The 15128-nt window shown below is 55.9% G+C and carries 16 protein-coding genes; 12 read left to right on the plus strand and 4 right to left on the minus strand.

Going from position 1 to position 15128, the window contains the following annotated elements; all coding sequences use genetic code 11:
• Positions 1-10: 10 nt before the first annotated feature.
• The 7 genes from DW180_RS06930 to hflX all read left to right on the plus strand — a co-directional run bounded on the left by DW180_RS06930 (position 11) and on the right by hflX (position 7633).
• Entirely contained in the window at positions 11-703 is a 693-nt protein-coding gene (locus DW180_RS06930) for a regulatory protein RecX (RefSeq protein WP_089573376.1), read from the plus strand.
• 257 nt (positions 704-960) lie between these two features.
• The gene (rny, locus tag DW180_RS06935; protein ID WP_089573375.1) at positions 961-2511 is read left to right on the plus strand and encodes a ribonuclease Y; all 1551 of its coding nucleotides are present in this window, start codon (positions 961-963) and stop codon (positions 2509-2511) included.
• Position 2512: 1 nt separating this feature from the next.
• Positions 2513-3598, plus strand: coding sequence for an ATP-binding protein (locus tag DW180_RS06940; RefSeq protein WP_006235981.1), 1086 nt, complete (start codon positions 2513-2515; stop codon positions 3596-3598).
• A 74-nt stretch (positions 3599-3672) separates the two neighbouring features.
• A complete protein-coding gene (locus DW180_RS06945) occupies positions 3673-3990 on the plus strand; it encodes a stage V sporulation protein S (protein WP_006235982.1) in 318 nt (105 codons plus the stop codon).
• 45 nt (positions 3991-4035) lie between these two features.
• A complete protein-coding gene (miaB, locus tag DW180_RS06950; RefSeq protein WP_022094691.1) occupies positions 4036-5406 on the plus strand; it encodes a tRNA (N6-isopentenyl adenosine(37)-C2)-methylthiotransferase MiaB in 1371 nt (456 codons plus the stop codon).
• Positions 5406-6344, plus strand: coding sequence for a tRNA (adenosine(37)-N6)-dimethylallyltransferase MiaA (gene miaA, locus DW180_RS06955; protein WP_117654790.1), 939 nt, complete (start codon positions 5406-5408; stop codon positions 6342-6344). Before miaB ends, miaA begins: the two co-directional genes overlap by 1 nt.
• Positions 6344-7633, plus strand: a complete 1290-nt coding sequence (hflX, locus tag DW180_RS06960; protein WP_117654789.1) for a GTPase HflX — start codon at positions 6344-6346, stop codon at positions 7631-7633. Before miaA ends, hflX begins: the two co-directional genes overlap by 1 nt.
• Here the strand turns inward: hflX and DW180_RS06965 are convergent.
• Together DW180_RS06965 and lexA are read right to left on the minus strand one after the other, a co-directional pair.
• A complete protein-coding gene (locus tag DW180_RS06965) occupies positions 7618-8322 on the minus strand; it encodes a heparan-alpha-glucosaminide N-acetyltransferase (protein ID WP_089573371.1) in 705 nt (234 codons plus the stop codon). The two genes, hflX and DW180_RS06965, sit on opposite strands and share 16 nt — an antisense overlap.
• Entirely contained in the window at positions 8322-8966 is a 645-nt protein-coding gene (gene lexA, locus DW180_RS06970; RefSeq protein WP_040359862.1) for a transcriptional repressor LexA, read from the minus strand. The genes DW180_RS06965 and lexA overlap by 1 nt, the downstream gene beginning before the upstream one ends.
• Before the next feature lie 163 nt (positions 8967-9129).
• Here lexA and DW180_RS06975 point away from each other — a divergent pair, with 163 nt between their 5' ends.
• The 3 genes from DW180_RS06975 to dut are packed head-to-tail and all read left to right on the plus strand — an operon-like array spanning position 9130 to position 10522.
• Positions 9130-9579, plus strand: coding sequence for a LysM peptidoglycan-binding domain-containing protein (locus tag DW180_RS06975; protein ID WP_158561607.1), 450 nt, complete (start codon positions 9130-9132; stop codon positions 9577-9579).
• 51 nt (positions 9580-9630) lie between these two features.
• Positions 9631-10074: a transcriptional regulator NrdR gene (nrdR, locus tag DW180_RS06980; protein WP_022093781.1), complete on the plus strand. Its 444-nt coding sequence runs from the start codon at positions 9631-9633 to the stop codon at positions 10072-10074.
• Between the two features lie 4 nt (positions 10075-10078).
• Positions 10079-10522 carry a dUTP diphosphatase gene (gene dut / locus DW180_RS06985; RefSeq protein WP_117654786.1) on the plus strand — a complete coding sequence of 148 codons (444 nt, stop codon included), beginning with the start codon at positions 10079-10081 and terminating at the stop codon, positions 10520-10522.
• Positions 10523-10915: 393 nt separating this feature from the next.
• Here the strand turns inward: dut and DW180_RS06990 are convergent, their stop codons facing one another.
• Positions 10916-12217 carry a glycosyltransferase gene (locus DW180_RS06990; RefSeq protein WP_117758508.1) on the minus strand — a complete coding sequence of 434 codons (1302 nt, stop codon included), beginning with the start codon at positions 12215-12217 and terminating at the stop codon, positions 10916-10918.
• 118 nt (positions 12218-12335) lie between these two features.
• Between DW180_RS06990 and DW180_RS06995 the strand changes: the two genes are divergently transcribed.
• A complete protein-coding gene (locus tag DW180_RS06995) occupies positions 12336-13274 on the plus strand; it encodes an NAD(P)/FAD-dependent oxidoreductase (RefSeq protein ID WP_089573367.1) in 939 nt (312 codons plus the stop codon).
• Positions 13275-13428: 154 nt separating this feature from the next.
• Positions 13429-14040, plus strand: a complete 612-nt coding sequence (locus DW180_RS07000) for a DUF1836 domain-containing protein (protein ID WP_187361898.1) — start codon at positions 13429-13431, stop codon at positions 14038-14040.
• A 72-nt stretch (positions 14041-14112) separates the two neighbouring features.
• On the opposite strand, the gene DW180_RS07005 is transcribed toward DW180_RS07000, so the two are convergent.
• The gene (locus DW180_RS07005) at positions 14113-14979 is read right to left on the minus strand and encodes a DegV family protein (RefSeq protein ID WP_117758506.1); all 867 of its coding nucleotides are present in this window, start codon (positions 14977-14979) and stop codon (positions 14113-14115) included.
• Between the last annotated feature and the right edge of the window lie 149 nt (positions 14980-15128).

Consider the following 15128-nt stretch of genomic DNA (forward strand, 5'->3'; position numbering starts at 1 on the left):
GGTTACGCTCATGTCGTATACGGTGACCGAGGCCACGGTCGTCTTTCCCGATAAGAAGGCGGCCTCCTCGTTCTCGAGCGGGTATGCGTCCAAAAAGCCTTGCGCACATATCGATTGTGAGCTTGAGGGCGGTTTTGAGCGGTCCATTTGGATTCCCGTGCGGGTCGCGCGCCTGTATGTCAAAAACCGCCCCGATCTTCCCTGTGATTGGGACAACTTTCGTGAGGCGGTGCAGCTCGTCGAGCGTAAATGTGCACTTACCATGGTGACCGAGATGTTATCGCGCCGCGACCATGCGACGGGCGAGGTCCGTGACAAGCTGGCTCGCTACGGCTTTCACCAGACCGCGATCGATTTCGCCGTCGAGCGCGCCACCGAGTATCGCTTTTTAGACGAGAACCGCTTTTGCTCGTACTTTATCGAGGAGCGCAAGCGGCGCGGTTGGGGACAGCGCAAAATCGAGACCGAGCTCAAGCGCCGTCATGTCGTGCTCGATGACATTCCCGGTTATCCCGAGGATTATTTTGCCGTCGAAGACGATTTGGCGCGTGCGTCAGCCCTGCTCGCCAAGCGGCGTGTTCCAGAGACGCGCGGATTCGAAAAACTGGTTCGGTTTTTGATGGGCAAGGGCTTCTCGTATCATATCGCCGCCGATGCCGTTAAGGCACGTCTCGATGCCGAACGCGAGGAATGTGCGGTTTAGGCGTATGCGTTTTGTGGCCCTGCCGCTCACCGTGTTTTAGCCGCCGTGTTGGGGGCATTTATTTGACAGTTGTTGTGGTTCAACGTACGATAAACAGCGTCATTTGCTTTGTGATATGTGCTCATCTGTGATGAGTTTGTTTATATGTTTATCTGTATCCGACCCGCATAAGCTGCGCCCATATTACTCAAATGTCGCGAGCCGTTCGTAAGGACGGTTCGCTTTGTTGTGTAACGAATCCATAAAAAGGAGTGAGCATGCCTATCATCGCAGCGCTCGTTGGCATCGTTTTGGGTGCCATCGCCGCCATTGCCTACATGCGCACCGCCAAGCAGGGTAGTCTTCACGAGGCCGACGAAAAAATCCAGTCGGCACACGCACAGGCTGAGTCCCTGATCGGTGATGCTAAGCGTCAGGCCGAGACCCTCAAAAAAGAGGCTCTGCTCGAGGCTAAAGAGGAGATCATCAAGAACAAGCAGGCCGCCGAGGCCGAGGACAAGCAGCGTAAGAACGAGATTCGTACGCTCGAGAACCGCGTGATGCAGCGCGAGGAATCCCTCGATCGCCGCAACGACGCTCTCGACAAGCGCGAGCATCAGCTGTCCAGCCAGGCCGGTCAGGTCGAGAAGCGCTCCCGTGAGCTCGAGGAGCTCTGCGCAAAGCAGACCTCCGAGCTCGAGCGTATCGCCGACCTTACCCGCGAGGACGCCCACAAGGAGCTCCTCGATAAGGTTCGCGGCGAAGTCACCCACGAGGCCGCCACGATCATTCGCGAGTCCGAGCAGCAGGTTCGCGCCGAGTGCCACAAGACCGCCCAGGAGATTCTGTCTCTGGCGATTCAGCGCTGCGCTGCCGACCACACTGCCGAGGTCACCGTTACCTCCGTGCACATTCCCTCTGATGACCTCAAGGGCCGTATCATCGGTCGCGAGGGTCGCAACATCCGGACCTTCGAGCAGGTTTCCGGCGTCAACCTTGTGATCGATGACACGCCCGAGACAGTCGTTCTTTCGAGCTTCGACCCGGTCCGTCGTGAGACCGCCCGTGTCGCCCTCGAGAACCTCATCGCCGACGGCCGCATTCACCCTGCCCGTATCGAGGAGATGTATCACAAGGCCGCCGACCTGGTTCAGCAGCGCGTGCGCGAGGCTGGCGAGCAGGCTGCCTTCGATACCGGCATCCACGATCTGCACCCCGAGATCGTCAAGACCCTTGGTGCCCTGCGCTACCGTACCTCGTTTGGTCAGAACGTGCTTCAGCATTCCCTCGAGGTCTCTGATCTGTGCGGCGTGATGGCTTCCGAGCTTGGCCTGGACGTTGTGACCGCCAAGCGCGCCGGCCTGCTTCATGACCTGGGCAAGGCAATCGACCACGACGTCGAGGGCCCGCATGCCGTCATCGGCGCCGAGCTGGCCCGCCGTTATGGCGAGAAGCCCGTTATCGTCCACGCTATTGAGGCTCACCATGCCGATGTCGACCCCAACACGGTACTCGATGTCCTGGTGCAGGCCGCTGATGCTGTCTCTGCCTCTCGCCCCGGTGCCCGTCGCGAGTCTGCCGAGAACTACATCAAGCGTCTTGAGAAGCTCGAGGAGATCGCCAACTCCCATGACGGCGTCGAACGTACCTATGCCATGCAGGCCGGTCGCGAGGTCCACGTCATGGTCCAGCCGGACAAGATTTCCGATGCCCAGTCCACGGTTCTGGCTCACGATATCGCCCATCAGATCGAGGAAGAGATGGAGTATCCCGGTCAGGTGCGCGTCGTCGTGATTCGCGAGAGCCGCGCTGTCGATATCGCTAAATAACATGAGCGACGCGAACGAGCTCATCTCATTTATCGCGTCGATGTCGGGGGAGGGCAACCTTCGCGTCGAGGAGAACCTTGGCGAGGGGTATGTCCGCCTCCGCGTTTCGGAGGCCGAGCGGCGCCAGGCTAAGCACGACATTCAGCATGTCGAGGACATCGTCATCGAAATGCTCCGTAATGCTCGCGATGCCGGCGCCGACAAGGTCTATCTCGCCACGACCAAGGAAGATGGCGTCCGCACGCTTGTCTTTCTGGATAACGGTTCGGGCGTTCCGCAGGATATGCAAGAGCGAATCTTTGATGCCCGCGTTACCTCCAAGCTCGAGAGCATGAAGATGGACCGTTGGGGCGTTCACGGTCGTGGCATGGCATTGTTTTCGATTAAGCAGAACACCGACGAGGCCCGTGTGGTCACGTCCGGCGTCGATCTTGGTTCAGCCTTCAAGGTGAGCGTTGCGGCCGACCGCCTCAGTGAGCGTGCCGATCAGTCCAGCTGGCCCCAGGCCGTCAAGGATGAGGACGGACGTTATGTCTGCGCTCGCGGTCCACATAATATTATTCGCGCTGCTTGTGAGTTTGCGCTCGAGGAGTTGCGTGGTTGCGATGTCTATCTTGGTTCTCCGTCTGAGATTGCCGCGACCCTTTATGCTCAGGCGTCAAGTCGGCTCGATACGTCTCGTCTCCTGTTCATTGATGACGAGAGCGAGCTTCCGGTTGTCGATCGTTTAGGCCTTGCTTCTGATGCCGAGGACTTTATCCGTATTTGTTCGGGTTTGGGTCTTGAGATGTCCGAGCGCACGGCCCATCGCATTTTGGCAGGGCAGATTAAGCCCGTTCGCGGTGTGACCGCGCGTCTGCTGCGCGAGCGTGATTCGTCCTCGCATGCGCCGGCTCCTGTCGATCTCGCGAAGGATCGTCGCGGGCTACGTATTGCCAAGGATGACATGGCACAGTTTTCGCGCGCTGTGGAACGCGACTTTAATGACCTTGCCGCCCGGTACTATCTCAACCTTTGCGGCGACCCAAAGATCCGTGTTTCGCGTGATCGAATCACCGTGACCTTTGATCTTGCCAAAGAGGAATAGTGCCTTTACCGAGTCCACTCGGTACGATACAGTTATTGCAGTTAAAACGTACTTTTAAATGCAGGAGTTTCTTCATGGATTGCCTGAAGGTATCAAGCAAATCATCGCCCGCGTCCGTTGCCGGCGCCATCGCCGGCATGGTCAAGGATGGTGTACCCGTCAACATCCAGTGTGTCGGCGCCGGTGCCGTCAACCAGGCCATTAAGGCCGTTGCTATCGCGCGCGGTTTTTTGATTCCAACCGGTTTTGATATTTCCTGCGCGCCCGTGTTCTCCGACATCCTCATTAACGGGGAGTCGCGCACGGCCATCCGCCTTTCTATCTACGTTCACCAGATCAATCGAGCTGCTATGGATAACGTCGTCATGGATGATGTTAAGCCTGTGGCATAGCTTCTGCTTGCCTCGTTTCGCTCCCCATCGTTAGGACTTATGCACATGGACCAGCGTTCCGTACGCGATATTCTTGCCGGTAAAACCTACTTTATCCGCACCTTTGGCTGCCAGATGAATCAGCACGACTCCGAGCGTGTGAGCGGTCTGCTTGATTCGTATGGCTGCCTCATGGCGCTCGATCCCGCGCATGCCGATATCGTTGTCTTCATGACGTGCTGCGTGCGCGAGGCCGCCGATACTCGCCTGTACGGTCAGTGCAATTCCTGCAAAAGCCTGCCGCCTTCGCCTTCGGGCAAGCGCGTGGTTGCCGTTGGCGGTTGCATCGCGCAGCGCGATGGCGAGGGCCTGCTCACCAACGTCGATAACGTCAATGTCATCTTTGGCACGCATTCCATCGCGCATGTGGCCGAGCTCATTGCCGAGGCGTTCCTTGATGGCAAGCGTCATATCCGTACCAATGAGCATGAGGATACGGATGCCATGAGCATGCCGTGGCATCGCGAGACTCAGTATCACGCCTGGGTGCCCATCATGACGGGCTGCAATAATTTCTGCACCTATTGCATCGTGCCGTACGTGCGTGGTCGCGAAAAGAGCCGCCCCTTCGAGGAGATTGTCGACGAGGTGACCGGTTTGGTGCGCCAGGGCGTGCGTGAGATTACGCTGCTGGGCCAAAACGTTAACTCATATGGTCGCGATCTGTTTGGCAAGCCGCGTTTTGCCGATCTGCTGCGTGCCGTGGGCGATACGGGCGTGGAGCGCATCTTCTTTACGTCTTCGCATCCCAAGGACCTGTTGCCCGAGACCATCGACGCCATGGCCGAGACGCCTGCCGTTATGCCGCAGCTGCATTTGGCCGTCCAGTCAGGTTCGACGCGGATCCTCAAAGAGATGAATCGCCGTTATACACGCGAGGACTATCTGGGCCTTGTCGATCGCATTCGCAACCGCATGCCCGATATCGCGCTCTCGACCGACATTATCGTTGGCTTCCCGGGTGAGACTGAAGAAGACTTTGAGCAGACGCTCTCACTTGCCGAGACGGTCCGCTATGCTCAGGCCTATACCTTCATCTATTCCAAGCGCGCCGGTACCCCGGCCGCCGAGATTGACGATCCTACGCCGCATGAGGTTATTCTCGAGCGTTTCAACCGTCTGGTTAAGGTTATCGAGACCACGGCACACGAGTATAACCAGGGTGAGCTTCATACTGTGGTTCCGGCGCTCATTGAGGGAACGAGTAAAAAGAACGACGCGGTCCTGCTGGGCAAGAGTCCCAAGAATCAGACCGTGCATGCGCCTATCCCCGAGGGTTACAGCATCGATCAGCTTGTTGGTAAGATCGTTGATGTTGACGTTGACGTTGCTAAGACCTGGTATTTGTCCGGCTCCGTTGTGGGCGAGCCGCGCTAATGGTTTCTCCCGGGGCAGGTCTTTCCGCCGTTGCGATCGTCGGTCCGACGGCGGTTGGTAAGAGTGATGTTGCCGACCGTTTGGCAGCTCGTCTTTCGTCCGAAGTGCTGTCGTGCGATGCGATGCAAATCTATCGCGGCATGGACATCGGTACCGCAAAGATGGTGCCCGATGAGTGCACGGCGCCGCTGCGTCTCGTCGACATTGTAGAGCCGGGTGTGGCATATTCTGCTGCGCTTTATCAGGCCGACGCTCGCGCGCATGTTGAACGTCTCCTTGGTTCGGGTTGCCTGCCGGTTTTTTGCGGAGGTACGGGGCTGTATCTCAAGGCCGCCCTCGATGAGATGGACTTTCCCTCGGGTGAACTTGAGGACGATCGTCGTGCGGGCTATCAGGAGCTTGCCGAGCGTATTGGCGAGGAAGAACTGCATGCCTTGCTTGCCGAGCGCGATCCAGAATCGGCTGCTGTTATTCATCCCCATAACGTGCGCCGTGTGATTCGTGCGCTCGAGATGCATGATGATGGCGTCTCCTATGCGCAGCAAAAGTCGCAGTTTAGTGTTCCGCACGAGCATTATCATGCCCTATGGTTTGGTCTGACGCGTAATCGCGAGGTGCTCTACGAGCGCATTAACCAGCGCGTCGATCTGATGTTTGAGCAGGGTCTTGTCGATGAGGTCCGCGGTCTTATGGGCCAGGGGCTGGGAGATGCCCTGACGTCGATGCAGGCAATTGGCTATAAAGAGATCATTGATGCTTTCAATGGCGTGATGAGCATGGATGAGGCTCGCGAACTCATTAAGATGCGTTCGCGTCGTTATGCCAAGCGTCAGCTTTCGTGGTTTAAGCGCGATGACCGTATCGTGTGGTTTGATATGGATGAATGTACGATCGATGAGGTCGTTGAGGATATCCTGCATCGTATTGAGGCTGCCTAATGGCCCGTTTCCCCCTTGTTCCCACGGCACCCGAGCCCGAGCGTGCCATTTTAGTTGGTGTTGAGTGGCGCGACAATGCATGGCCGCTCGATCGCTCGCTTGATGAGCTGGAGCGTCTTGCCCACACAGCTGGTGCTCAGTGCGTGGCACGCTTGTCGCAGCGTTTGGTAAAGCCGTATCCTAAATCGTTTATCGGTTCCGGCAAGGTAGAAGAGCTGTGCGGCCTGGTGCATCGCATGGATGCCGATGTCGTTATTTTTGACGACGACCTGACGCCCTCGCAGCAATCCTATTTGGAGAAAGCTGTGGGCGAGCCGGTAAAGATTATCGATCGTACAGCACTGATCCTGGATATCTTTGGCCTGCATGCTCAGACGCGTGAGGGACGCCTGCAGGTACAGCTGGCACAGCTTCAATATTTGTTGCCTCGCCTGCGTGGCATGTGGAGCCATCTCGCCAAGGAGCAGACGCGCGGCGGCATCGGCTCACGTTTTGGTCAGGGCGAAAGTCAGCTCGAGGTCGACCGTCGCCTTATTCGTAATAAGATCGCTGCGCTTCGTCGTGAGCTCAAGCAGGTTGAACAGCGTCGCGATGTTCAATCCAAGAGTCGCATTGAGTCACCGGCGTTTCGCGTCGCGTTGGCCGGTTATACCAATGCCGGTAAATCGACGTTGCTCAATCGTCTGACCGGCTCTACGGTACTTTCGCAGGACAAGCTGTTTGCTACGCTCGACCCGACGACGCGTTCGTATCGTCTGCCCGGCGGTCGCGGCATGACGATTACCGATACCGTCGGCTTTATTCAAAAGCTGCCGCATGGTCTGGTCGATGCCTTTAAATCGACGCTGTCCGAGGTTTTGGGTGCCGATCTAATTCTCAAAGTCGTAGATGCGTCTGACGAGGACTATGAGCGGCAGCTGGAGGCTGTCGACCGCGTGCTTGATGAGATCGGCGCCGGAGAGCGTTTAACGCTGACCGTATTCAATAAAATCGATCTTCTCGATAGCGTCGATCGATTGAGTTTCCGTCGTCGCTATCCGGAGGCCGTTCTGTTCTCGGCCCAAACGGGCGAGGGGCTCGACGATCTCGTCGACCGGATTGCTCGCGAGGCAGCTGCCACCGATGTGTTGCTCTCCGCTGATATCCCGTATCGCGAGGGCGCTCTCATCACGCTGGTGCATGAGCAGGGAACCCTTCTGCATGAGGAATATCTCGAGGACGGCGTTCGCATTGTGGCGAAGTTGCCGGCTCGTATTGCACCGCGGCTCGAGCGCTATCGTACGGAATAAACGATTTCTAGCACGCCTAGAATGACTGGCTGATGGAGCAGGTAGAACGGTAAGGCATGCCGACCCAGGACTGCGAGCGCCGGGATAGGATTGGCGTATGCCCATGCTGGCGCTTCGAGACTTGATGCTTGTGCTGCCTGGGCAGCAAAAAAGCCGGTAAGGTACATAAAGACAAACGGTATGAGCGGATAGTAATCTCCCGAAACAAAACCCGGGCCTGGGAATCCAAGCCATGCCAGGTAGGGGAGTGGGTAGACCGCCTTTGGAATGCCCCAGGTTAGGGCAAAAAGAACAAGGCACGCTGCGATGCCCCATGAGCCCGGTAATTTTTGGAGTAACGGACGGGTGAACGCAACCACCGCGGTGCACACCGCCATGCAATAAATGATGCCAAAGTTCACTGAATCGTCGACCGATACGAGCGTTGTTGCGATCCAGACGACCAAAGCTGCGGCAGCGTACTTAGCCGCTCGTTTGGCATTGTTGCGTGAGAGCGTGCACATCCAACCCGCGATAAACAAAAATACCCAGCTGATGCTGGCTCGCCAGACGTCTTGAAAGACAGTCTGGGTAAACCAAGGCATATCCCAGCCGTACAGGTAGGCGAGATCATAGCAAGCGTGAAAACCTGCCATAGAAATCATCGTAAACCCGCGGACGGTATCAAAGATGGTTATGCGTTTTTGCATTACGAGAACCGGCGCATCAAGCCGACGACTTTGCCCAGGATAACGGGATTCGTTGCATAGATAGGTTCCATAGTGTCGTTCTCGGGCTGCAAGCGCACACGCCCCTGCTCCTTGTAGAACGTCTTGACGGTCGCCGAACCATCAATCATGGCCACGACAATTTCGCCATTCATGGCACTCTTTTGTTCACGGACGATGATGTAATCGCCATTGAAGATGCCGACATTGATCATTGAGCTCCCATGCACCTCAAGGATAAAGGAACCCTGATCAGTGGCGATTTCGGTCGGGATAGTAAACGTGTCTTCGATATTCTGCTCTGCCAGAATGGGAATCCCAGCCGCGACGCGACCAACGAGCGGTAGCGAGACCGTTCCGCGAGGTGCGGTGGGCTCGTCAGATTTGGAAATTGAGACAGAGGAACCATCCTCGTTAAAGAGTTCCAGGGCGCGCGGTTTGGTGGCATCGCGCTTGAGTAGCCCGCGCGCCTCCAGGGCAGAGAGATGGGCGTGCACGGTGCTGGGGGAGGAAAGGCCCACGGCAGAAGCCATCTCGCGCACGCTGGGCGGATAACCCTTCTCCTGCTGATATTCCTTGATGAAGTCGTAAATTTGCTGCTGACGCTTGGTAATTTTGCGAGCCATCAGGGCATCCTCTCTACCCATGTCAAACAAATGTTCGAATTTTGCTTGACAGGAACAACTGTTCGAAGATAATAATAACCGAACATTCGTTCTCGCGCTAGACATTTTTGTCCGCGCGGCTTGATAAAACTGTTCTCAGCAAAACACGCGAGAGGAGAACATGATGAACGTAACGAATATGGTCCAGGGAAACCTCGCCCTTAAGCTCGAGACGCCTGCAGAACCCACTTTTACGGTTGTTCAGGGTGGCCGCTCCGGCTTTCAGCCTTTGACCGTAAAGCCTGCGCGCAATCAGCAGGCTGTAGTCGCGCCGGCCCGCGTTGCCCTGAAGGTTCCGACGATTGTCGCCGTCGCCGTTGCGCTTACGCTCTTCTTTGTCCTCGCTATGTCGGTCTTTAGCGCTCGTCACGCCGCGTATGCCGAGTCCGTTTCCAACATTACCTACGAGACCATTCGCGTTCAGCCTGGCGATTCTCTTTGGTCGCTTGCCGAAGAATATCCAATCGAAGGCCTTTCCACGCAAGAGACTTCCGACATGATCCGTAGCGTCAATCATCTGGAGCATGGTTCGCTCGCCGCCGGTGCGCATCTTAAGGTTCCTGCTCGTTCGTAATCATTATCGCGCTGCGCATGGTACCCTTGTTATCGTTTAAGAGGAGGTACCATGCGCTGTCCCAAATGCGGCAAGGCACATACCCGCGTCGTTGATTCCCGTATGCAGGAGTCAAATAACACCATTAAGCGCCGTCGCGAATGTTGCTCGTGTAACTACCGCTTTACAACGTTTGAGCGATGCGAGGACCCTATCGAGGTCATTAAGTCAGATGGAACTAAGCAGCGGTTCGATCGCAATAAGCTTCTTGTCGGCTTGATGCGCGCCACCATCAAGCGCGATATCGACACTAAGAAGCTCAATGAGATTATCGATGACATCGAGGTCGAGCTTCGCTCTCGCACGCTGACGGCCGTCACGTCCCATGAGTTGGGTGACATGGTGCTCAAGCGCTTGGCCAAGATCGACAAGGTTGCGTACATCCGTTTTGCCTCGGTCTACCGCGATTTCAAAGACGTCGATGAATTTCTGCAAGAGCTCGACAAGCTAAGGTGATTCCATGTCCAACATTACCGTCAACATAAAGCGTCTCGACCCCACCCTCGAGCTTCCCAAATACGCCCATCCCACCGATGCCGGCTTGGATCTACGCTCCAACGAAGACTGCGTCCTGAAGCCCTTCGAACGCCGTCTGGTCTCTACGGGGCTGGCCATCGCCCTGCCCGATGGCTACGCCGGCTTCGTCCAGCCCCGCAGCGGCTTGGCCATCAAGCAGGGCCTGTCTATAGTCAATACGCCGGGCCTCATCGACGCCCACTACCGAGGAGAACTCAAGGTTATCCTCATCAACCTGGATCCCTCCAATAACATTCAAATCAATAAAGGCGACCGCATAGCCCAACTCGTCATCCAAGAAGTCCCCACGGTCAATCTCATAGAAGTAGAAGAACTAGACGAAACCGACCGAGGCAAAGGAGGCTTCGGCTCCAGCGGCATCGCCTAGGGCGCCCGTATCCCTCCCGCCCGGGGCTTACCTATATCATTCCATGCTCAAACATTCTCGCGTCGCTTCGCTCGCTGCGAAACTGCGCGTGGAACGATATAGGTAAGCCCCGGGCGGGCGGCTACTCGCTTGAAACAATATTTACTTTTCTAGTAAGTCGATGCGATGAAGGGACGCCTCCTTTGTCGCATCGACTTACTGTATTTATATTTTCTGGTTCCCCTTTGCAGATTCTACTGGTGGGGAATCTGGTATAGCCGCTGGTACGTTAACGCAGCTTACCTGCGGGAGGCCCCTATATATCGTCCCGCGCGCAGTTTCGCAGCGAAGCGAGAATGTTTGAGCACGGGATGATATATAGGGGCCTCCCGCAGGCAAGCGGAAATTAAGACGCTAGCGGATGTGCGCGGGTTTTCCGCCCCAGTAGAAGCGGCAGAAGGCTCGTTTGCGCTTTTGGGGTTTGCCTACGAGCTCCATGGTTGCGATGGCTATGTCTTCGGCTGCGTGGGGGCGGCGTAGTACTTCGCCGTTGATGAGCAGTGCCTTGAGCGACTCAGGATGATCGTGGAGATGTCGCAACGTCACGATGAGCTCTCGTGCGGTGGTGACATGCATGCTGGCGCCCATGCCGGTGAGCATGGTGGTGTTGGCCTTTTCCTGGCCATAGGACTTGCCCAACAGGATCATCGGCAGGTGTGCGCACAGGCATTCGGTGACGGTGAGTCCGCCCGATTTGAGAATTGCCAGGTCGCAGCCGAGCATAAGCGCTGCCATATCATCGACATAGTCCAGAACCGTGACGTTTTCGAGCTTCATGGCGTCGAAGAGCGTTTTGAGGCGGGTGGCATATTCGGTGTCTTTGCCCGGCAAAAAGACAAAGTGCATGTCTTCGAAGCTGCGTAGGAAGGGGAGGGTGCGGTCCATCTCCGCGCGAAAGCGAACGTACGGTTGAGGCAAGCTGGCACCGGCCATTACCAGCACGACGGTCTTGTCGGTGGGGAGGTTGAACTTAGCTAGCTCTTCCTCGCGATCGTAATCCGTGTCGAATCCGGTGCGAATAGGAATGCCGGTAATGCGAATCTTTGTCTCGAGCACCTTGCGCGGACGCAGCGTTTCGGCCATAAATTCGTTGGCAACACAGAATAAATCGGTGTCCTTGTGGGGCCACCATCCCTCGACTTCGTAGTCGGTCGGTACGCAGATGACCGGATAATCGATACCCGTAATTACGCGGGCGCCCACGGCAACATTGGCTGCTGTGATGTGCGTTGCAACCACGGCTATGGGCCTGCGGCTACGAATATATTCGTTGAAGGCGGGGAACATAATTCGCGACCATGCCGTTCCGCCACCCCAGAGAAGATGTCCCGTAAGCGTATATCGCCAGGTCAGGTCGTAAATGGGGCGCGTGGCTCCCGTAAAAGAAGCCGCGGTCTTATTGCCGTCGAATTTAATACGTCCAAAATCAAGGATATCGAGCACTTCAATCTCAATATCCTCGGGGATGCCATTGGTGCCGCGGATGAGGTCGAATGCCTGCGCTATCGCATTTGCGGCGGCCTTGTGGCCCGAGCCAACGGAGGCGTGCACGATGGTCACGAGAGGTTTTTGCTGAGCCAGGAGCGTGGTTTGCTCCGATTGGGGAGTGCTGTGCGTGAGCAGGGGAGCGTCGTCACTCGTCTGCGCCTGGTCCATCGATAACTCCCCTTCAGCTTTGTAATACGGATTTATCATTGTAGTGCATGAGTGTCACGTTCACGTAAATTTGGGTACGAGCGCAAAGAACGACAACGTTTCGACGAAAGGACGCTTCATGACTACCGATAAGCCGATCGATGTTGCGATTATCGGTGGCGGCCCCGCGGGCTATGCTGCCGCCATTTATGCTGCGCGTGCCAACCTTACGACGACCGTGATTGAGCAGGGCATGTCGGGAGGGCAGATCGCCACAACCAATGAGGTCGAGAACTATCCGGGTTTCCCGCTCCTGAGTGGCGCCGAACTCGGCGAGCGTTTTCAGCAGCATGCAGAGGGCCTGGGAGCACAGGTTACATGGAGCATGGTTACGGGTATCGATTACGATGCCGATGCAGCGTTGTTTACGGTGCATCACGATATGGGCGATACGCTGGCCTCGAGCGTTATCGCTTGCATGGGTGCCACGCCGCGTCCGGCAGGTTTCGCAGGCGAGGATACGTATCGCGGTCGTGGCGTTTCATATTGCGCAACATGTGACGGCATGTTTTTCCGCGGCAAGCAGGTTTTTGTAATCGGTGGTGGCAATTCGGCATGCGAAGAGGCGCTGTTCCTGTCCGACATTGCCAGCAGTGTGACCATCGTGCTGCGCCGCGACCAGTTCCGTGCGCCGGATGGTGTTGTTCAGAAAGTACTCGCAAAGGACAATATTACAGTTAGGTACCAAACTAGTATTGTGGAGCTATCGGGCGAAGCCATGCCAACGACGATTACCTTTAAGGACAATGCATCTGGGGAAACTCATGCCGAGTCATTTGAGCCCGGCTCGTTTGGCATCTTTGTCTTTACGGGGACGCAGCCACATACCGAGCTTGTTGAGCATCTAGTCGATCTGGCGCCTGATGGCGGCATTCTGACTGATGAATCCATGGCGACCCGCACGCCAGGTCTATTTGCCGCTGGCGATATCCGTTCCAAACGTTTACGCCAGGTTGTGACCGCTGTTTCGGACGGAGCCATAGCGGCAACGAGCGCATACGCGTTTCTCCGTGGATAAGTACGATAATATATCTTATGTAAGGTTGCTATCTTTAAACATAGTGGTTGGACAGTGCATCAATGTGCCGTCCAACCACTTTTACTTTGCGGCTATGTAGTATGCAAAACTATATAACCTAGAATACAATATAGAAAACGAACGGGGGCCTCTTATGAACCATGCTAAACATGTTATCCCGATGTCCGATACGTCGGTCAGCATTAAGCCTGAGGATATTCAGCCGACGGTTCTGCCGGATGCATTTATTCAGTCCGATATGGTGGGTAAACTCAACGCGTTGAGCCTGCCACGCTATGACCAGCTGCCCAACGTAACGCTCTATCGCGATCAGGTTATTGAATATGTTGCGCTGTGGATGGAGCCGCTTTCGATTTGCGTAGAGCAACCCGTTATCACGCCATCGATGATCAATAACTACGTAAAGGTCGGCCTCGTTCCTGCTCCGGTTAAAAAGCAGTATGGCCGTGAGCAGATTGCGCGTCTCATCGCCATTTGTATCTTTAAGCAGGTGCTGCCCATCGCTGCGGTTCAGGCGCTCTTTAATATTCAGCGCTTGAGCTACGACGCTCCGACGGCTTTCGATTATGTTGTCGATCAGCTCGAGGCATCGATTCGTGCGGCGTTTTCTGTTGAGCAGACTCCCGTGCCCGATACCGCACATCAGGTTACGCGCGAATCGTTGCTCGTGCGCAGTGCGGTATCGTCCTTCGTTTCGAAGGCGTATCTGATGAGCTATCTCAAGTTCAATGGGTTTAATAGCTAACCGAGGTATAAGATGGGCGGGATAAAGAGCCAATGGCTCCTTATCCCGCCCATACGTTTGTCTAGTTGGATATTATCGGCCCGACGCCACGCCCATACCGTAGCCGATAATGAGGCCGTGCATCTCGGCATAGTATGAATCTAGCCCGTTACAGGGCATGATAATCGTCTTGGAGCCGGGCCAATGCTCCACAATGCGGCTGGCAAGTGCTTGGGCGCCCGCCTCATTCTCGACATGGTCGATAACGACCTCGCCGCCGGTAAAGCCTTCGGCCTCCATGGTGTCGACAATCTTGGTGAGCATCTTCTTTTCGCCGCGGGTGTGCCCAACGAGTTCAATTTTGCCCGCTTCGCTCGCCGTGCCCAAAATGCGGATATTGAGCTTGTTAGCAATAACGCCGGCCGCCTTAGGGATACGTCCGGCCTTCGCAAGGTTTTCGTAGTTGCACAAACTAAAGAGGATCTTGCTGTTCTGCTCCAAGCTATCGAAGTAAGCGCAGGCGTCCTCAAAGGAGGCATCCGGGTTGCTCGTAAGATAGCGGTCGAACAGCAAGAAGATCAGATCCATTTTGCCACCTGCGGCTCGCGAGTTAACCAAATGAATCTGACGGTTGGGCTCTTCGGCAAGCACCATGTCACGCGCGGTGGCCGCGGCATTGTAGCTTCCCGAGACGCCCTCGGAGATGGGCATGCAAATCGTCTTGTCAGCGAGCTTAAAGAGCTCAGCCCACTCCCCTACGCTTGGGCAGGCGCTCGATGATGCGCCGGCTTCCGATTGAATGGCAACATTAAGCTCGTGAACATCGAGCGAGAGGTCGTCAACGAATTCACGCTCCCCCACTCGGATCTTAAGGGGTGCAAATGCAAAGGTGGTATGAGGTGCGGTTGGTTGCCAATCGCGAAGATTGCAGCTCGAATCGGAGATAAGTGCCCAGCTCATTGAGGGTCCTTTCTAATTGTTCCCCAACAATTATAGCCATCTTTTTGATTGATTGGATGGCTATCTAGTTTTGAATACTAGATAGCCATCCTGATTTTATGGCCTTGATTATCGACTTTATCCGAACACCTCCCACATTCATCCGTACA

It is taken from the genome of Collinsella sp. AM16-21, from assembly GCF_003471905.1.
In the GTDB taxonomy this organism is placed as follows: domain Bacteria; phylum Actinomycetota; class Coriobacteriia; order Coriobacteriales; family Coriobacteriaceae; genus Collinsella.